Annotated in this window: 20 protein-coding genes; 9 read left to right on the plus strand and 11 right to left on the minus strand. The window is 43.2% G+C overall.

Going from position 1 to position 17,152, the window contains the following annotated elements:
• The first annotated feature begins 190 nt into the window (after window positions 1-190).
• The 4 genes from dapA to P255_RS12595 all read left to right on the plus strand — a co-directional run bounded on the left by dapA (window position 191) and on the right by P255_RS12595 (window position 3,184).
• On the plus strand, window positions 191-1,084 hold the full coding sequence (dapA, locus tag P255_RS12580; protein WP_004902782.1) for a 4-hydroxy-tetrahydrodipicolinate synthase: 894 nt from the start codon (window positions 191-193) through the stop codon (window positions 1,082-1,084).
• 13 nt (window positions 1,085-1,097) lie between these two features.
• Window positions 1,098-1,712, plus strand: coding sequence for a hypothetical protein (locus P255_RS12585; RefSeq protein ID WP_004902785.1), 615 nt, complete (start codon window positions 1,098-1,100; stop codon window positions 1,710-1,712).
• Window positions 1,713-1,747: 35 nt separating this feature from the next.
• The gene (purC, locus tag P255_RS12590; protein WP_004902787.1) at window positions 1,748-2,467 is read left to right on the plus strand and encodes a phosphoribosylaminoimidazolesuccinocarboxamide synthase; all 720 of its coding nucleotides are present in this window, start codon (window positions 1,748-1,750) and stop codon (window positions 2,465-2,467) included.
• Between the two features lie 231 nt (window positions 2,468-2,698).
• A complete protein-coding gene (locus P255_RS12595; RefSeq protein ID WP_004902789.1) occupies window positions 2,699-3,184 on the plus strand; it encodes a YfjT/YkfB family phage-associated protein in 486 nt (161 codons plus the stop codon).
• Between the two features lie 151 nt (window positions 3,185-3,335).
• On the opposite strand, the gene P255_RS12600 is transcribed toward P255_RS12595, so the two are convergent.
• From P255_RS12600 to P255_RS12615, 4 genes are all read right to left on the minus strand, one after another.
• Window positions 3,336-4,610: a replication-associated recombination protein A gene (locus P255_RS12600; protein ID WP_004902790.1), complete on the minus strand. Its 1,275-nt coding sequence runs from the start codon at window positions 4,608-4,610 to the stop codon at window positions 3,336-3,338.
• A 76-nt stretch (window positions 4,611-4,686) separates the two neighbouring features.
• A complete protein-coding gene (locus P255_RS12605; protein WP_004902791.1) occupies window positions 4,687-5,397 on the minus strand; it encodes a tetratricopeptide repeat protein in 711 nt (236 codons plus the stop codon).
• 95 nt (window positions 5,398-5,492) lie between these two features.
• Window positions 5,493-6,659, minus strand: coding sequence for a PQQ-dependent sugar dehydrogenase (locus P255_RS12610; protein ID WP_004902792.1), 1,167 nt, complete (start codon window positions 6,657-6,659; stop codon window positions 5,493-5,495).
• Between the two features lie 62 nt (window positions 6,660-6,721).
• Window positions 6,722-7,129: a MerR family transcriptional regulator gene (locus P255_RS12615; protein WP_004902793.1), complete on the minus strand. Its 408-nt coding sequence runs from the start codon at window positions 7,127-7,129 to the stop codon at window positions 6,722-6,724.
• 73 nt (window positions 7,130-7,202) lie between these two features.
• Between P255_RS12615 and P255_RS12620 the strand changes: the two genes are divergently transcribed.
• Window positions 7,203-7,835 carry a cation efflux transmembrane domain-containing protein gene (locus tag P255_RS12620; protein ID WP_004902794.1) on the plus strand — a complete coding sequence of 211 codons (633 nt, stop codon included), beginning with the start codon at window positions 7,203-7,205 and terminating at the stop codon, window positions 7,833-7,835.
• Here P255_RS12620 and P255_RS12625 read toward each other — a convergent pair.
• From P255_RS12625 to P255_RS12635, 3 genes are all read right to left on the minus strand, one after another.
• Complete coding sequence (locus P255_RS12625; RefSeq protein WP_004902795.1) at window positions 7,827-8,183, minus strand: hypothetical protein; 357 nt, start codon at window positions 8,181-8,183, stop codon at window positions 7,827-7,829. The genes P255_RS12620 and P255_RS12625 overlap by 9 nt on opposite strands.
• Window positions 8,184-8,240: 57 nt before the next feature.
• The gene (locus P255_RS12630; RefSeq protein WP_303620874.1) at window positions 8,241-9,494 is read right to left on the minus strand and encodes an ammonium transporter; all 1,254 of its coding nucleotides are present in this window, start codon (window positions 9,492-9,494) and stop codon (window positions 8,241-8,243) included.
• A gap of 200 nt (window positions 9,495-9,694) precedes the next feature.
• Window positions 9,695-10,141 (minus strand): YcgN family cysteine cluster protein, encoded by a 447-nt coding sequence (locus tag P255_RS12635; RefSeq protein WP_004902797.1) that lies wholly within the window; start codon window positions 10,139-10,141, stop codon window positions 9,695-9,697.
• A 193-nt stretch (window positions 10,142-10,334) separates the two neighbouring features.
• On the opposite strand from P255_RS12635, the gene P255_RS15240 reads away from it, so the two are divergent.
• Entirely contained in the window at window positions 10,335-10,490 is a 156-nt protein-coding gene (locus tag P255_RS15240; RefSeq protein ID WP_004902798.1) for a DUF1328 domain-containing protein, read from the plus strand.
• 40 nt (window positions 10,491-10,530) lie between these two features.
• Here the strand turns inward: P255_RS15240 and P255_RS12645 are convergent, their stop codons facing one another.
• Entirely contained in the window at window positions 10,531-11,370 is an 840-nt protein-coding gene (locus P255_RS12645; protein ID WP_004902799.1) for an SDR family NAD(P)-dependent oxidoreductase, read from the minus strand.
• Between the two features lie 183 nt (window positions 11,371-11,553).
• Here P255_RS12645 and phoB point away from each other — a divergent pair, with 183 nt between their 5' ends.
• Genes phoB through P255_RS12660 form a run of 3 tightly spaced genes read left to right on the plus strand, consistent with a single transcriptional unit; the run spans window position 11,554 to window position 14,016 of the window.
• Entirely contained in the window at window positions 11,554-12,261 is a 708-nt protein-coding gene (phoB, locus tag P255_RS12650) for a phosphate regulon transcriptional regulator PhoB (RefSeq protein WP_004750165.1), read from the plus strand.
• A 13-nt stretch (window positions 12,262-12,274) separates the two neighbouring features.
• Complete coding sequence (phoR, locus tag P255_RS12655; RefSeq protein ID WP_004902800.1) at window positions 12,275-13,636, plus strand: phosphate regulon sensor histidine kinase PhoR; 1,362 nt, start codon at window positions 12,275-12,277, stop codon at window positions 13,634-13,636.
• 17 nt (window positions 13,637-13,653) lie between these two features.
• Complete coding sequence (locus P255_RS12660; protein WP_004902802.1) at window positions 13,654-14,016, plus strand: hypothetical protein; 363 nt, start codon at window positions 13,654-13,656, stop codon at window positions 14,014-14,016.
• 32 nt (window positions 14,017-14,048) lie between these two features.
• Here P255_RS12660 and asd read toward each other — a convergent pair whose 3' ends face one another.
• The 3 genes from asd to pncB all read right to left on the minus strand — a co-directional run bounded on the left by asd (window position 14,049) and on the right by pncB (window position 17,104).
• Window positions 14,049-14,900, minus strand: coding sequence for an archaetidylserine decarboxylase (gene asd / locus P255_RS12665; RefSeq protein ID WP_004902804.1), 852 nt, complete (start codon window positions 14,898-14,900; stop codon window positions 14,049-14,051).
• On the minus strand, window positions 14,897-15,748 hold the full coding sequence (locus tag P255_RS12670) for a sulfurtransferase (RefSeq protein ID WP_004902806.1): 852 nt from the start codon (window positions 15,746-15,748) through the stop codon (window positions 14,897-14,899). Before P255_RS12670 ends, asd begins: the two co-directional genes overlap by 4 nt.
• Before the next feature lie 153 nt (window positions 15,749-15,901).
• On the minus strand, window positions 15,902-17,104 hold the full coding sequence (gene pncB, locus P255_RS12675; protein ID WP_004902808.1) for a nicotinate phosphoribosyltransferase: 1,203 nt from the start codon (window positions 17,102-17,104) through the stop codon (window positions 15,902-15,904).
• Between the last annotated feature and the right edge of the window lie 48 nt (window positions 17,105-17,152).

Genomic DNA, 17,152 nt, shown 5'->3' on the forward strand with positions numbered 1-17,152 from the left:
AAAAAATGCCTTAAAAGTTTTGACTGCTTTAACGAAAGTATATTGTTCTTCATACCATGTTCAGTCATAATTTGAGTAAGCAACATTCAACGTTACCACTAGATTACGTTGACTTTCCCGCTTAAATTCAAAATACAGTAACCATCCTTTTTAAAACTGTACGGATGGTCAAATAGGATATTTTTTCAAAATGACTCAGCAAGCTCAGAATATTCAAGGCTCAATTGTCGCACTAGTCACCCCTATGTTTGAAGATGGCAGCGTAGATTGGAAGAGCCTTGAAAAGCTCGTTGAGTGGCACGTTGAACAAGGTACTAATGCAATTGTTGCAGTCGGCACAACAGGTGAGCCTTCTACGCTGAGTATGTCTGAACATACACAAGTGATTAAAGAAATCATTCGTGTCGTGAACAAACGTATTCCTGTGATTGCTGGTACTGGTGCAAACTCAACCCACGAAGCGATCGAACTCACCCAAGAAGCTCAAACCCTTGGTGCAGATGCCGCGCTTTTAGTCACACCTTATTATAACAAGCCGACTCAAGAAGGTTTATACCAGCATTTTAAAGTCATCGCTGAAACTGTTGATTTACCGATTATTGTGTATAACGTCCCAGGACGTACAGGCGTTGACATGCTCAATGAAACCGTGCTTCGCCTTGCCGATATTCCTAATATCATTGCAGTAAAAGATGCAACTGGTAACACCGAACGGGGCAAAGAATTGATCGATGCCTTGAAGGGTCGCATGTCAGTTTTTTCTGGTGATGATGCCACTGCTGCTGAACTGATTCGTCTTGGCGCACAAGGTAATATTTCAGTGACTGCCAATGTCGTTCCAAAATTAATGAGCGAATTATGTGCTGCAGCGTTACAAGGCAACCAAGAAGTTGCTGAGCAAATTAATAATAAGATTGCAAATTTAAACAATATTTTGTTTTGCGAATCCAACCCGATTCCTGTGAAATGGGCATTGCATGAAATGGGGAAAATTGGTTCAGGCATTCGTCTGCCACTAACACCACTTGCAGAACAATATCGCACACCATTGCGTGACGCGCTAAAAGACGTAGGTATTATTTAAAGAGCACAACATTATGCAGTTACGTTTAGGTTTAACCCTTGCACTTTCAGTTTTAAGTTTGGCTGGTTGTAGCACCTTGAGTAATAAGCTCAGTATTAACAACGGTTCTTTAAACTATAAAAAGTCAACCGTCGACATTGATCCTTTAAAATATCCTGACGGTTCAACGGCTCGACCTGCAACGCCACTGTATCCTGCGCCGATTATCGACCCACTTGCATTACAACACGCGCCTGATTTTGAAAACCAAAAAGGTAATCGTTTTGCAATGCCTCGCCCAGATGAAGTCGTTCCAAACCGTGCTTTGGCTGAAGCCAATAATAATTATCCGAAACCTGTGGTTTTAGTTGACGGAAACCAAAATCCGTTACTGAAAGTTACTGGTAAATCTGATACAATTTGGCAGTACACGCTTGCAACACTAAGCAGTCTAAATTACAGCGTGATTAGCCAAAGTCAAACACGGTATGAAGCGACAATTAAAGTCGATGATCACACCTATGTCTTAAAGCTCTCCGCTGTTGGTAAAACCAATACCCTCGTTTTATTTAATCCTGATAACAGTTTTGCTGATCAGGCTAAAGCGAAAGCATTGTTAGACCAGATTTCTCAAAATTGGCCAGCCTAGTACCCTAGGTATATTTTTGAAAACAGGTTCATCCCATGTTAAAACAAACCTTGCTCTATACAGGTAAAGCAAAATCTGTTTATGAAACAGATAGTCCAGACCACTTGATTTTAGTCTTTCGTGACGATGCTTCGGCGTTCAACGGCGAAAAAATCGCACAACTAGATCGTAAAGGCAAGGTGAACAACCGTTTTAACGCCTTTATTATGGAAAAACTGGCTGCTGCTGGTATTGAAACCCATTTTGAGAAATTGCTTACTCCAACAGAAGTGTTGGTGAAAAAGCTAAAAATGATTCCTGTAGAGTGCGTGATTCGTAACTATGCAGCAGGTTCTTTATGCCGTCGTTTGGGTATTGAAGAAGGTAAAGAATTGAACCCGCCTACGTTCGAATTGTTCTTTAAAGATGATGCGCTTGGCGACCCAATGGTGAACGAATCTCAAGCAATTGCTTTAGGTTGGGCAACTGCTGAACAACTTGAAAGCATGAAAGAACTCACTTACAAGGTAAATGACGTTCTTAAAGATTTGTTCGACAAAGGCAATATGCTTTTGGTTGACTTCAAACTTGAGTTTGGCGTATTCCATGACCGTATCGTACTTGGTGATGAATTCTCTCCAGATGGTTGCCGTTTGTGGGACAAAGAAACCAAGAAAAAACTCGACAAAGACCGTTTCCGTCAAGGTTTAGGTGGTGTTGTTGAAGCTTATGAAGAAGTTGCAGCACGCTTAGGCATTAACTTAGACGATATCTAAGTTTTTTCCTTGTAAAAACCGAGTCATCTGGCTCGGTTTTTTATTATTCAAGATAAGTATAATTTTTAATTTTCATCGCTCTATAACGTTTGCATCACAATATTTTTTAAATCATTCATCTATAAAACAATGAAAACTTATTTTTTAAAATCCATCTGCCTAGGCCTCATCCCTTTCATTTGCCTGACAGGTTGTCAAAGCATTTCCAAAGCCACACACAAAGTAGGAAATATGGTTGGACTCAGTAAAGAAGAAATTCCTCAAGCCAACCCAAAAGGCATGCTCGATGTCAGTGATAGTAATATCAGCCAGTTAGAGCAGTTGGCTGAAAATTTACCTGCCGAGCAATGGTCTTATATTGAAAATAAAAAACAGGGTATTTATAGCCTGAAAAATAAGTCCAAAACAGGAGATATACTGTCACTCAAACTGAACTGCAATGTCTCAAGCCAAAAACCGACCTTCTCGATTGAAAATACTGACGGGCAAGTGCTACTCAAAGCTTATGATCAACAGGCAGGACAAATCCAGTTTCTGCTCGACAATAAAAACTATGGCAATATTTTTGAATTAGGTCAGGCAAAACAACTGGCTGCGTTTAAAACCCAAGTCACACATGCCAAAGTCATTAAAATTTATAATCGGGGCAAACTTTACAGTTTTAGCAACAACAAAGCCGAACTACTCAATAAATCCGTTTCCTGTAAAGCCAGCTAATTTAAAAATGATCGGTATCTACTGTCACTTTGCTTGGCAACTTGGCAGTAGATACCCTCGACTTCTATCACAAGTCCCTTTTGTATGATGCTCTCTATCGGAGAAAAATAAAGAGGTTGGGAACGATGAAAGAAGCCTCATCGATTCTATTTTATTGCTGTTGTTGTTCTTGCTGCCAACGACGCTGCTGTAAACGTTCGCCTTCTACTTCTCGTTTATTACGCGCTGACTCATACAACTTTGTGCCCTTGAGTTCAGGTGGTAGATAATCCTGCATGACAAAATGTTCAGGATAGTCATGTGGATAAAGATAGTCTACTCCATAACCCTGCTGTTTCATCAACTTGGTTGGCGCGTTGCGTAAATGCAAAGGTACAGATAAATTTGCGGTTTTCTCTGCCAGATCCATCGCACGGTTAATCGCCAAATAAGTGCTGTTACTTTTGGCACTGGTCGCCAAGTACACAGCACATTGTCCCAAAATAATGCGGGCTTCAGGCATACCAATCACCTGTACCGAGCGGAAGCATTCTCCTGCCAGTAACAGCGCATTCGGATTTGAATTTCCAATATCTTCAGAAGCAGCAATCAGCATGCGCCGTGCGATAAACAGCGGATCTTCCCCGCCTTTCAGCATACGTGCCATCCAGTACAGTGCCGCATCTGGGTCACTCCCGCGAATGGATTTAATAAATGCCGAAACCAAATCATAATGCTGCTCGCCTGACTTGTCATAACGGGCGATATTCTGCTGGGCAACACGTACCACCAGCGCATTGTTAACGTGATTGTCCTGTTCAGGCTCAAATGTACTGGCTATTAAATCCAGTAAATTAAGCGCCTTACGTGCATCACCTGCTGCAAACTGAATCAGTGCATCAAATTCGTCAATATAAATCTGACGTTCCTGTAAAAAGCGATCTTGCTGTAAGGCTTTGTTTAATAAACTTTCAATGGCTTCATTGGACAGCGCATTTAAGCTATACACCTGACAACGTGACAACAAGGCACTGTTGACCTCAAAAGACGGGTTTTCTGTGGTCGCACCAATTAAGGTAATTTTGCCTTTTTCTACCGCACCGAGTAAGGCATCTTGCTGAGACTTGTTAAAACGATGAATTTCATCAATAAAAACCACAGGTGTCAGTAAATCACCACTTTCTGCAATCACTTCACGCAGTTCTTTGACCCCAGTATTGAGTGCCGACAAACTGATAAAAGGTCGATCCACCGCTTGCGCCAACAACAAAGCAATCGTCGTTTTACCTACGCCAGGTGGCCCCCAAAAAATAATTGAGGGTAAATGACCCTGATCAATCATTTGCCGTAATGGCGCACCTTCTCCCAATAAATGTTCCTGTCCAATAATTTCAGACAGATCACGTGGGCGCAGGCGCTCGGGTAATGGAATTTGACTCTCTGACATGCGGTTTTAATTCATTGCTTTGGCTTAGCTATAGTCTACAAGATTGAAATGCCCATTCAATAGCGTTGTTCTGTGATTACATCTGTTGAATCAACGCATATAAGTCCGCTTTGGCATCTTCATCTCCCTGCTCGGCGGCTTTACCCAGCCACTTCATGGCTTGTTTTTTATCTGCGGCTACACCTTTGCCATCGCGATACAAACAACCCAAGTTATATTGCGCTGTCGGGTTGTCTAGCTCTGCTGCTTTTTGATAATAATCAAAGGCTTTTTTAAAGTTTTGTGCGACACCGCGACCATTAAAATACATGACCCCGATATTGTTCAAGGCTTCACGATGATTGAGCCGTGCGGCTTGGCTATACCAAGTAAAAGCTTTGGCGTAATTTGGCGGATCTTGTTCATATTCATAAGTATAGCCAAGATTATACATGGCATCAGCTGAACCATGTGTAGCCGCTTTGGTATAGTAAGCCAAGGCTTTTTTCGGATTCTGTTCTACGCCTTCACCATTGTCATACATCACACCCAAGCTATATTCAGCATCCGCATTGCCTTGCTGGGCAGCTTTTTCATACCAAAAACGTGCTTGATCAAAATCCTGTTCGGTGTCATTGCTGCCATAGTAGTACACATCACCAATTTTATACTGCGCTTCGGCCTGACCTTTTTCAGCAATTGCCAGAACCTGTACATCACTCATATCATCCAAGTTGGCAGCAAATGCAGGTGTGGTCATCGCACCCACCAATAAGCAAGTGGCCAATACATTACGAATTTTTTTCATAAATCATCCAATTTTTAAATAATACTATGCTTTATTTTTAAGTTGTTTTAAGTCAGTTTTTTATTCGACAATCAAAACATCTGCATCGGTTAAGTTTACTGCAATTTCAACAAAGCTGCATTCTCACCATCTTCAATCACCCATAAATCTCCCTGAGGTGTTTGCAATAATCCTCGTATGCGCTGCCCCATCTCAACCCGTTCCAGTTCTTTAATCGGTTGATGCTGAATATCCACCACAATAATTGACTCAGATGACAAACCGCCAATCAGTGCCTTACCTGTCCATTGAGGAATACGTTTACCCTGATAAATAATCAGGCTTGAAGGAGAAATTGCAGGTGTCCAACTTAGAGCAGGCGCTTGAAATCCTGGTTGGGTATCATGCTGTGGAATTTTTAAACCTGAATTTGAATAATGATCATCATTGGAAACCAAAGGGTAACCATAATTGCGACCTCTATAAATCTGATTCAACTCATCACCACCTTTAGGGCCCTGTTCTACTTCCCAAAGTTGCCCTTTGGTATCAAAAGCAATGCCTAAAGGGTTCCGATGCCCCCATGACCAAAGCTGAGCAGCAACGCCACCTTGGGCATAAAGTGGATTATCGGTGGGTGTCGTACCATCGGCATTCAGTCGTATCATTTTACCCAAATGGCTATGCAGATTTTGTGCGGGATTAACCTGCTGACGCTCACCAGAACTGATCCAGAGTTTGCCATCACGGTCAAATAGCAACCGATAAGCAAAATGCTTATTACCTTTTACTTTAGGTTGTTGTGTCCAGATTCTTTGACGATTCAGCAGTCTTGGCTGCCCAGCGTGTGAGAGATCCAGCTGGGCACGGTCAACGGCTGCACCTGTAGTGTTCTGCCCAGAAGCTTCTACATAGCTAAAATACACCCAGTGATTCTGATTAAAATCAGGATGCAAGACAATATCACCAAGACCGCCCTGCCCCGCATAGACCACTGGTGGTACACCTGCTACAGACCATGCCTGCTGACTCACAGGATCAAACAACTTGATTGCCCCTGCTTGCTCAGTAATCAGTAATCGCCCATCAGGTAATGCGACCAGCGCCCACGGTGAATGAAAAGTGCCGACTGTCTGAAAGTGTAATAGTGCAAATTTTGAGGTGCGTTGGTTCATAAACTGATCAAAATATTGCTCGATCTGTTTAGAAAAATCGGAAGAACTACAGGCAGTTAAGCCGAAAACTGACATTAATAACAAAAGAAGATGCTGAAATCTTCGCATAAACACACCATCCGTAACATTCATGCATCCTGAAAAGACAGGAGTTTATAGTTTTTTACCTTTTATTCCGCATCCAGCTGATGTAAGGTTTTTACAATATTACAATCCTGAATACAGGCTTGAGAATTACAACTTTGGCGTAGCTGCTGTAATTGCTGGCTAAATTTCTGCAATTGCTGGATTTTATCCTGAATATGTCCCAAATGGGCTTCCACCAGTGTATCCACAACAGCACAATTGTCTTGCGGATGCAGCATCAATTCATTCATCTCTTGAATTTCCTTAAGAGACATCCCCAATTCGCGGCAATGCCGAATAAAAATTAACTGTTGCAATGCCTGATCATCATAATAGCGATAATTATTATTCGCACGCTTTGGCGGCATGATGAGCTGTTTTTTCTCATAAAAACGGATGGTATCCGCAGAAATTTTGGATTTTTTAGCCAGTTCGCCAATCGAAAAAAACATATGCACCTCACTTGACCTTAGAGTAACTCTAAGCTTTTAAATCCGTGTATGCAAATTAAAACAGGATTTTCAAATGGCAGGTTGTCAATGTGAACATCACACATCAAATCATAACATTTCAAAAAAATTTCGTAATGCGCTGTGGATTGCCTTATTTCTCAATTTAAGTCTGTTTATTATTGAAGTGATTGCAGGGGCACATGCAGGCTCTGCTGCGCTTTGGGCAGACTCTCTTGACTTTGCTGGCGATGCTTTCAACTATGCCATTTCGATTATGGCATTGGGGCTCAGTTTATATTGGCGTGCCAGTATCGCCTTGGTTAAAGGCTATACCATGCTGTTTTTTGCGATTTTGATCTTGGTCAAAGTGATTTGGGCATATTGCACAGGCGTGCAACCCGAAGCCATGACGATGGGCGTGATTGGTATCATTGCCCTGATTGCCAATGTCATCAGTGCCCTTGTACTCTATACCTTCCGTGATGGAGATGCCAATATGACGTCGGTCTGGTTATGTAGCCGCAATGACGCGATTGGTAATATTGCAGTAATTTTGGCAGCGGTTGGCGTCTTTGGCACACAAAGTGCCATTCCTGACCTGATTGTCGCTGCGGTTATGGCAAGTCTAGGCTTTAGCTCAGGTTATCATGTGGTTCAAAAATCACGTGCTGAGCGTCAAGCCAATAAAACAGGACATTTAGCGTAACGCACCAATATAATGATGTGGCACTTCTTCTTTTTGCGCTGGGCTTGGCATATCCTCAAGAACAGGTGTCATTGCGCTTACTGGAGCAACAAACTTCACGCTTGCAATCTGGGTAGGTGCTGTACCATGAGACAGCACTGCATCCAGACGAGACCCTAAACGGTGCAATTCTGCATCGCCTGAAGTCAAGGCAAGCTTGACCACTTCTTGAGCGTACTCCTGATTATGTTCCAGATACACTACATCAATCACCCGCCCTGCCACACGTCTTAAACGAACATATAACTGTGTGGCGAGGTCAAAGATCTCTTTTTCAACTTTTTTATCTTTGCTCAACATCGTCTTCATACTTTTCTCCACAGTTGTGGTTCAAGCCCAGCTTGAACCAATTTTTTATACAACACATCAAGGTACATGCTCACCGTGTTGTGCTAAATCCAAACCAATTTGTTCCTGCTCTGCATCGACTCGCAGACCAATCACTTTATTAATCACAAATAAAATCACGACAGAAATGATCGCGCTGTAAAGGAAGGTCGTCACTGCACCTATCACTTGTATCAATAAGCTCGCATCCAAACCTGAAATATGTTTTTGAGCAAATACGCCTGTTAGAATTGCACCGACAATCCCGCCTACACCATGAATCCCGAAAACATCCAGTGAGTCATCAGCTTTGAGTAGAATTTTGAGCTGAGTTGCCCCCCAGTAACAACACACCCCAGCAATCAAGCCAATCAGCAAACCGCCTGTCATATCAACAAAACCGGATGCGGGGGTAATCGCAACCAAACCTGCAACCGCACCCGAACATGCACCAAGCAGCGTCACTTTACGACGGCTGATATATTCCACCAGTAACCATGTCAGTGCTGCCGATGCTGTTGCCAACTGGGTTACCAGCATTGCCATGCCCGCCCGCCCATCGGCTGCACCTGCTGAACCTGCGTTAAAACCAAACCAGCCTACCCACAGCAATGCCGCACCAATAAAGGTATAAATCAGGTTATTTGGAAAAAATGGTTCTTTACCATAACCGTTGCGCTGACCAAGCATATAAGCACATGCCAGACCTGCAGCACCTGCGTTAATATGCACAACTGTACCGCCTGCAAAGTCCAGAGCACCTTTGGCTGCCAACCAGCCTGTTGGTTCCCAGACCCAGTGTGCAACAGGGACATACACCAGTAAAATCCAGAAAAACATGAACCAGAACATCGCAGAAAAACGCATACGCTCAGCAAATGCGCCAGTAATTAAAGCAGGCGTAATAATGGCAAAAGTCATCTGAAACATAATCCAGACAGTCTCAGGAATAGTGGAAGCCATATGGCTCACGGAAATTTTGCCATCAATGGCATCGAACACCACACCTTGCAGCATGACACGGTCAAAACCACCAATAAATGCATTATTGGGTGTAAAAGCTAGGCTGTACCCGACTACAACCCACAGCACACTTGCCAAACATACAATCACTAAACTTTGTAAGGCGGTGGCAATTAAATTCTTTTTACGCACCATTCCTGAATAAAACAAAGCAATCCCCGGAATGGTCATCAGTAAAACCAGCGCGGTAGAGGTCAGCATCCACGCGGTGTTTCCGGTATTGATTTGCTCTAGATTGGTGATATAAGGTGCAGTTGCTGCACATGCCATACCCGAACTGGCAAAAAAACCAACTAAGATGAGTACAAGATTGTTGATATAGCTATTTTTATACATTCTCCCCCCCATGACACGATTGCTTAAAATAATTGAAATTTCACCCATTTTTTATGTGTAAAAATGAAGCAAAATTTAAGCCAAAAATGAAGGGAGTTATATTTTATTTTTATACTATTGTTTTTAAAAAATTTTTATCTTACCCAACGCACGATATATTCATCAATATCATCCTCACTCACAGATTCTTCTGAAATACAGCGTCCTGCCACCGATTTTTTGGCTTTAATCACGCTTTGCCGTGAGCCTGTATTTAAATAATGCCATGAGGGTAAGTTTTTGCCTTCATAAATACGTCGGTAGGCACAGCTTGATGGCAACCACTGAATTTTTTGTAAGCTTTCTAAAGTTAATTGAATACAATCAGGGACATGCTGCTGACGCTGACTGTAATCCGAGCATTGCCCTGTTGTACAGTTGAGTAACTTACACGCCACTTTTGTATAAGCCACTTCATGCGTGTCTTCATCTTCAAGTTTGAGTAAACAGCACAAGCCACAGCCATCGCACAAAGCTTCCCATTCTTCGCTTGAGAGTTGATCTAATGGATATTTTTTCCAGAATTGTGGACGCAGCGCCATGAATTTCTCAGTCTAAAAACAACAAGGTCGGCATTATAACATGCCCAACTCCAGCTTGATTTTTACAAACCGCACTTACATAGCTTGATGAAAGCGCTGCATAAAGTGCACATTTTATGCACAAAGCAAAAACAGTCGTGCCAATTTACAGTGCTAAACTTAACATCAAAATAAAAAATGCAGGAGAATCATCATGTTTCGTTGGGCGATTATTTTTGCAGTGATTGCACTCATTGCTAGCTTACTCGGATTCGGTGGCGTCGCTGGTCTATCACAACAATTTGCAGTGATCTTGCTAGTCGTTGCCTTGATTTTGGCCGTGATTGGTTTTTTTTCAAGAGGTCATTAACAGATTCTCAAACAAGAAGAGAAGCTTACGCTTCTCTTCTTTAGTATTTCCATGTTTGCAACCGATTTAACCAAACGCTCAGTTGCTGGTAACCTGCCGGGAAAAAACGCTGTAGCAAATCTAAAACCTTGGCATCAGTACCAATCAGGACTCGCCGCTGGTTTCGACGAATGGCTTTAAGAATTTTCTGTGCAGCTTTTTCAGGTGGAGTCCGCAGCAGCTTCTCAAAGTCCTGCTGTGTGCCATCGGTTTCAATCCCCAAACTTTGTAAACTTTGATTAGAACGCGCCGATTTGGCAATATTGGTTCGCACCCCTCCAGGATGTACACATAAGGCACTCACCCCACAGCGCTGAATATCCAGTTCCTGACGCAATGACTCGGTAAAACCACGTACTGCAAACTTACTGGCATTGTATGCGGACTGGGTTGGCTGTGCTGCAATTCCAAAAATACTGGAAATATTGACAATATGACCATCTTGGGTTTGCTTAATATAAGGTAAGAACTCTTTGGTTCCATACACCACGCCCCAAAAGTTGATATTGGTAATCCAAGTCAGATCTTCATAACTTGCACCTTCAACTGTCGATGCCAGTGCCACCCCCGCATTATTAAAAATCAGATTGACCTGACCATGTTCACGTACGGTCTGCTCTGCCCAATATTGCACCTGCTCACGCTCAGCAACATTCACCAAATGGGTCGAGACCCGCACTTTATATGCCTGAAGTAAGCTTTGCGTCTGTGCTAAACCTTGCAAATCAATATCACTCAAGGATAAATGGCAGCCCTGCCGTGCTAAAAGCAATGCCAACTGTTGCCCAATACCTGAGCCTGCTCCTGAAATTGCTGCGACTTTTCCTTGAAAACTTTTCATTACCATCTCGATCTTGCATCTTGACCACCATATGCGTCATCATTTAGTCATATGACGATCAAGATTTTGTCACAAATATTTTTTAAAATTGCAGATACCTAAATCTACTGCAATGATACTGTCATAATTAGTCTTTGTAATACTGGACTATAAACAAATAAAGCAGTGATAGGATTTGACCTTGTGAAAGAGGACTATATTTTAATCGTCGATGACGAATTACCCATTCGCGAGATGATTCATACTTCGCTCGATATGGCAGGTTTCCAATGTTTGCAAGCCGAAGATGCCAAACAAGCCCACCAAATGATTGTTGATCAACGTCCTTCGCTTATTTTACTCGATTGGATGCTTCCTGGTGGAATTAGTGGTGTTGATTTGTGCCGCCGCCTAAAACGCGATGAAAACCTTTCGGAAATTCCTGTGATCATGCTCACTGCACGTGGCGAAGAAGATCATAAAGTTCAAGGTCTTGACGCAGGTGCCGATGACTATATGACCAAACCGTTCTCAACGCGCGAACTGGTATCACGGATTAAAGCCGTCTTACGTCGTTCTAATGCCTTGAGTGGGGAAAAATCTATTGATGCCAATGGTTTAATTCTGGATCCTGTGAGTCAGCGCGTCAGCTTTGCCGACAATATTTTAGATATGGGCCCAACCGAATACCGCCTATTGGCATTTTTCATGACCCACCCAGAACGTGCCTATACGCGCGCACAACTGCTTGATCAGGTTTGGGGTGGCAATGTCTATATTGAAGACCGAACAATTGACGTCCATATCCGCCGCCTACGCAAAGTACTTGAACCCTTCGGAGTGGATCGTTTCGTACAGACTGTACGAGGTACAGGCTACCGTTTTTCAACGCGTGCCGATGCTTTAAGTTAGTTAGATCACCTTTATGTATGAACCTTACCCAACCCCGGAAATTAGCCTTGAACATAAGCGTTATCGTTATAGCAGCTTATGGGATTATGCCAAACAAGATCTACGGATCTTGTTATTTTTCATAACAATTGCTAGTTTAATTGGCTTGGGGATAGGTCATTTTTGGATTTGTATCGCAATTGCATTTGCTGTGTTTATGGTCATGCAACTGCGAGCACTGTATCTGGTCAACGACTGGATTGCCAATCGACCTTATGATGTACCGCCCAACCTGAACGGGATTTGGGGTGCACTGCTGTTTAATATTTATCGGTCACAACGTCAGGAACGTGTGGTTCAGGCCGAAATGGTCGGGCTCATTGACCGTGCCCAGTCGTCACTGGTCGCACTCGCTGAAGCTGTGATTTTGACTGATGAATTACATCAGATTGAATGGTGGAACCCTGCGGCAGAGAAACTGCTTGGCGTTCAGGAACTGGATCGTGGACGCAATATTTTGGGTATTTTGCGCCAGCCTGCTTTTGTTGAATATTTTAATAATATGGAACAGCAGCCTGACGGCATTAAACTAAAATCTTCGATTCATGAAGATCGCTATGTGCAAATCAAGCTGACACGCTTTGGTCTAGAAAGCCGCCTTGTCGTGGCATACGATGTAACTCGGGTTCATAATCTCGAACAGATGCGTAAAGACTTTGTCGATAATATCTCGCATGAATTACGCACACCTCTCACAGTGCTCAGCGGCTATCTGGAAACCTTTACGGATCAGGAAGATTTCAATCCACGCTGGAAACGCCCTTTTGAACAAATGCAGGCGCAAACTCGCCGCATGAATGCTCTGGTCAATGACCTGCTGCTATTATCACGCTTGGAAAATGACAAACAACTGGCAAAAAACCAGATTGTGGATATGCCGAGTCTGATGAACCAGTTGTTTGATGATGCACAAGCCTATAACTCCGAATACGGACATATTTTAAATCTCGACATTGACAGTCACTGTGACCTGCTTGGCTCGGACATGGAACTTGCCAGTGCTTTTGGCAATCTGATTACCAATGCCATTAAATACACGCCCAAAGGTGGCGTGATTACCATTGGCTGGCATGATGATCAGGAACATGGCTACTTTACCGTGCAGGACAATGGAATTGGGATTGACCCCAAACATTTACCACGCCTGACCGAACGCTTCTACCGCGTAGATAGCGCACGTAGCCGCCAAACAGGGGGAACAGGTCTAGGACTGGCAATTGTCAAACATGTGCTCATGCAACATGGGGCGCACTTAGAAGTTGAATCACAAATCAATCAAGGTTCATGCTTCAAAGCTGTCTTTCCAAAAGAACGCCTCTGTCAAGCAGAGGCCTAAAGCCCTACACTGCAGGCATGAAAAAACTTTATCTTATACTGAGCAGCCTGTGCGCTGCGTTGATTGTCTTTCTGATCGTGAAAGCACAGCAACCCGATACCGATGAAATTGCTCGGTATCAAGCCATCTTGTGTTTTGTGATTCGACAACCCGATGCACCACATAATGTTCAGCAACTTCGTGAAAAAATGCGACAAGTCCAGCAAGGCAGTATTCCTGACTATGCATTCAAGCAACCCCATTTTCGCGAAACCTTAGCCAATCAGTGGATTGAAGCCTATTTCAGTTTATCAACTGCTCAGCAAGTGCAGGCACGGCTATCCTACGAACAGTGTACTGAGGTATTTAACAAACACCCTCAATCAAAAAACGCAACCTGAAGGTTGCGTTTTTCATTAGATCAATCCGTAAGTTAAAGCACTTGCCCTAAACGCTCACCCATGACCACAACAGATTCCGCTTTGAACTTTGCATCCCAAGCCATCGTATTTGGTTCAAACAATACAATTGCCGTTGAACCCAAATAAAAACGCCCAAGCTCATCGCCTTTTTGCAGTTCAAGCTGATGTTGCTGTAAGTCTAGACGACCATTCGGTTTGACTTTACCTGTGGCAACTGTTTCGATCCCCGCCACAATCATGGCACCAACCAGCACCACTGCCATACGACCAATCTCGGTATCAAACAAACAAACCATACGCTCATTACGCGCAAACAGGTTCGGAACATTTTCTGCCGTGACCTGATTGACCGAAAATAATTCGCCTGGCACATATAGCGTTTCAGTCAATGTTCCTGAAAATGGCATGTGTACCCGATGGTAGTCACGGGGTGACAGATAAACCGTTGCAAATTGCCCCTGTTTAAATGGCGCAGCCAGTTTAGGATCACCCACCAACTGTTCAACAGAAAAGCTCTGTCCTTTCGCCTGAAATACTTCACCATCGGTAATTTGACCAATTTGTGAAATTGCACCATCGGCTGGGCTGACAATACTACGACTGTCGCTGTCAATCTGACGTACGCCCTGCTTTAAAGCACGAGTAAAGAATTCATTAAACGACTTGTATTGCAACGGATTATTTTGTTCGGCAACCGACAAGTCAATCTGATATTTGTTCTTAAATGCCTGAATGACAATGTTTTTAACAATCGGGTTTTCACTGGCAGCAACTTTACCCACCACACGACTCAGCTGATGTTGAGGTACGATACGTTGGGCTTGTAAAAAAAGTTGTTTCTTCAGTTGTGATGTGAGGCTCAAAACGGCTTCTCTCCCGTAACAATTGGACTCTCGGGGCGATTTCCCCACTCACTCCATGCACCATCGTATGCGCGAATATTCCAATTGAGCAAACGACCTAAAATATAAGCCAGACCTGAACGATGATGCGACTGGCAGTACACTACCACAGGCTGCTTAAAGTCTATCCCCAATTGTTGCAAACTTTGTTGTATGTGTTCTAAAGGGCGTAATTTTAAATGATTTTCACGATTAAGGGCAGTACTCCATTCGTAATGAATCGCATGGGGAATATGCCCACCCCGTCGCGCTGCCAACCGTAGCCCTGTATATTCATCCTCAGTACGGCAATCCCAAAGCTGGATGGCATTCTTTTTAACCAATTCCAGCAATTCGGGATATTCAATCCGTACTTTAGCGGCTTGATCAAGATTCACGGGAATCAGTTGATCTGTCACAGCCACATCTTGTACATCAACCGAAGTAGGTAAGCCTGCCCCCAGCCAAGCGTGAATACCGCCGTTGAGTAAGCTGGTTTGGGTAAAGCCCAAGCAATGCAGATTCCACAAGAGACGTCCTGCCCATGCCCCACCTTCATCATCATACGCCACCACATGATGTTGTGGTGAAAGCTGCAAGTATTCAACCAGTTGTTGTAAGCCCTCTACATCGGGCAGCATGCCTGATGCCAGCTCTTGCTGACGCACCAGCTGCTGGGGTTTAACATGCACTGCATGAGGAATATGCAACTGTTCGTACACCGATAGACGGCTCAAATCGACAATCCTTAGATTTGGATTGCCTAAATGCGGCACAAGATCTTCGGCATCGATTAATAATGGAAAATTTAATTCAGAAGTGGCTGTCATTTTTATTGGGCTCAAGACGTGCTGAAACTCGATCATGCTTGATCATAACATAGGCTTTTCATGCCGATTTATGATTTTTTACGCAAGCATTGTGCCAAAGATTCACAAGACAAAAACTAAAAACCGACTCTTATGAGTCGGTTTCGATTCAACTTAAACAGCTTCAACCTGAAACACCTGCCGTAAATAGGCAAGGAAAGTATCATTATCGGTCATGGTCTTACCTGGGCTGTCCGAGATTTTTGCCACAGACTGTCCATTACATTCCACCAGTTTCAGCACAATATTGAGAGGTTTCAAGCCCATATCATTGGTCAGATTGGTACCGATTCCGAAACTGACTTTGAAACGGTCTTTAAAGTACTGATGCAAATTCCACGCGCGCTCTAAATCCAGCCCATCACTAAAAGTTAACATTTTGGTTTTACTGTCAATTTTAAGCTTTTGGTAATGTGCATAGGCTTTATCGCCCCAGACATACGGGTCACCACTATCATGACGCAAACCATCAAACAGCTTGGCAAAGTACAGATCAAAATCCCGCAGGAAAGCATCCATCCCGACCACATCGGTCAGGGCGATGCCCAAATCTCCACGATATTCCTGTACCCATGCTTCAAGTGCTGCTTTCTGGAAGTTGCGCAAGCGTACATCCAGTGCCTGAAATGCCTGCAAAAACTCATGTGCCATCGTACCAATTGGGGTAATACCAAGTTCTTTTGCCAACATGACATTACTGGTACCGCGAAATACATCAGGAGCAGCGCGGTGAAATTCTTCCACGATATGCCGATGCCACGTCAAACTATAACGGCGACGCGTACCAAAATCAGACACCAAAAATGGATTTTCATCTGCTTGTTGCTGCTGTTCGTATTGTTTTAATAACTGCAATTTGGCTTGTAAACGGCGTTCACCTTCAGCAAGGACTTCTTCAGAATGAATACGTCTGAAATATAGCTCATTGACAATCGATAGCACAAAAATTTCAAACATCAGGGCTTGTACCATCGGCCCTTCAATATGAATATCGAGACGCCCCTGCTCATCAATGCTTGCACGAATAAAACGGCGTTTGAGCTGGAATAATTCTAAATAATCAACAAAGTCACTTTTGATAAAACGTAAATTGCGTAAATACTGCAATTCATCGTCCTGAAAACGCAGCTCACACAAGTAGTCCAGTTGCTGGTTCAGGTCATCCAGAATATCCGTCAATGGATACACAGTATCTTCAAGATTACGGCAGCGGAATTGATACACACTATGAGTTTGTGGAAACTTGTGTAACACCACTTGCAGCATCGTAAATTTATATAAATCCGTATCAAGCAAGGATCGTATGATTGGTTCCATATCGGTTAGATCTTTTTTAGCTCAAGGCATTAAACCATACTTTTATCC

The sequence above is a fragment of the Acinetobacter brisouii CIP 110357 genome, assembly GCF_000488275.1.
GTDB lineage: Bacteria > Pseudomonadota > Gammaproteobacteria > Pseudomonadales > Moraxellaceae > Acinetobacter > Acinetobacter brisouii.

What these genes read in the sequence shown, in the direction of transcription:
- dapA (WP_004902782.1), top strand. Translation starts at nt 191, where the DNA reads ATGACTCAGCAAGCTCAGAATATTCAAGGCTCAATTGTCGCACTAGTC.
- P255_RS12585 (WP_004902785.1), top strand. Translation starts at nt 1,098, where the DNA reads ATGCAGTTACGTTTAGGTTTAACCCTTGCACTTTCAGTTTTAAGTTTG.
- purC (WP_004902787.1), top strand. Translation starts at nt 1,748, where the DNA reads ATGTTAAAACAAACCTTGCTCTATACAGGTAAAGCAAAATCTGTTTAT.
- P255_RS12595 (WP_004902789.1), top strand. Translation starts at nt 2,699, where the DNA reads ATGGTTGGACTCAGTAAAGAAGAAATTCCTCAAGCCAACCCAAAAGGC.
- P255_RS12600 (WP_004902790.1), bottom strand. Translation starts at nt 4,610, where the DNA reads ATGTCAGAGAGTCAAATTCCATTACCCGAGCGCCTGCGCCCACGTGAT.
- P255_RS12605 (WP_004902791.1), bottom strand. Translation starts at nt 5,397, where the DNA reads ATGAAAAAAATTCGTAATGTATTGGCCACTTGCTTATTGGTGGGTGCG.
- P255_RS12610 (WP_004902792.1), bottom strand. Translation starts at nt 6,659, where the DNA reads ATGCGAAGATTTCAGCATCTTCTTTTGTTATTAATGTCAGTTTTCGGC.
- P255_RS12615 (WP_004902793.1), bottom strand. Translation starts at nt 7,129, where the DNA reads ATGTTTTTTTCGATTGGCGAACTGGCTAAAAAATCCAAAATTTCTGCG.
- P255_RS12620 (WP_004902794.1), top strand. Translation starts at nt 7,203, where the DNA reads ATGGCAGGTTGTCAATGTGAACATCACACATCAAATCATAACATTTCA.
- P255_RS12625 (WP_004902795.1), bottom strand. Translation starts at nt 8,183, where the DNA reads ATGAAGACGATGTTGAGCAAAGATAAAAAAGTTGAAAAAGAGATCTTT.
- P255_RS12630 (WP_303620874.1), bottom strand. Translation starts at nt 9,494, where the DNA reads ATGGCATGTGCAGCAACTGCACCTTATATCACCAATCTAGAGCAAATC.
- P255_RS12635 (WP_004902797.1), bottom strand. Translation starts at nt 10,141, where the DNA reads ATGGCGCTGCGTCCACAATTCTGGAAAAAATATCCATTAGATCAACTC.
- P255_RS15240 (WP_004902798.1), top strand. Translation starts at nt 10,335, where the DNA reads ATGTTTCGTTGGGCGATTATTTTTGCAGTGATTGCACTCATTGCTAGC.
- P255_RS12645 (WP_004902799.1), bottom strand. Translation starts at nt 11,370, where the DNA reads ATGAAAAGTTTTCAAGGAAAAGTCGCAGCAATTTCAGGAGCAGGCTCA.
- phoR (WP_004902800.1), top strand. Translation starts at nt 12,275, where the DNA reads ATGTATGAACCTTACCCAACCCCGGAAATTAGCCTTGAACATAAGCGT.
- P255_RS12660 (WP_004902802.1), top strand. Translation starts at nt 13,654, where the DNA reads ATGAAAAAACTTTATCTTATACTGAGCAGCCTGTGCGCTGCGTTGATT.
- P255_RS12670 (WP_004902806.1), bottom strand. Translation starts at nt 15,748, where the DNA reads ATGACAGCCACTTCTGAATTAAATTTTCCATTATTAATCGATGCCGAA.
- pncB (WP_004902808.1), bottom strand. Translation starts at nt 17,104, where the DNA reads ATGGAACCAATCATACGATCCTTGCTTGATACGGATTTATATAAATTT.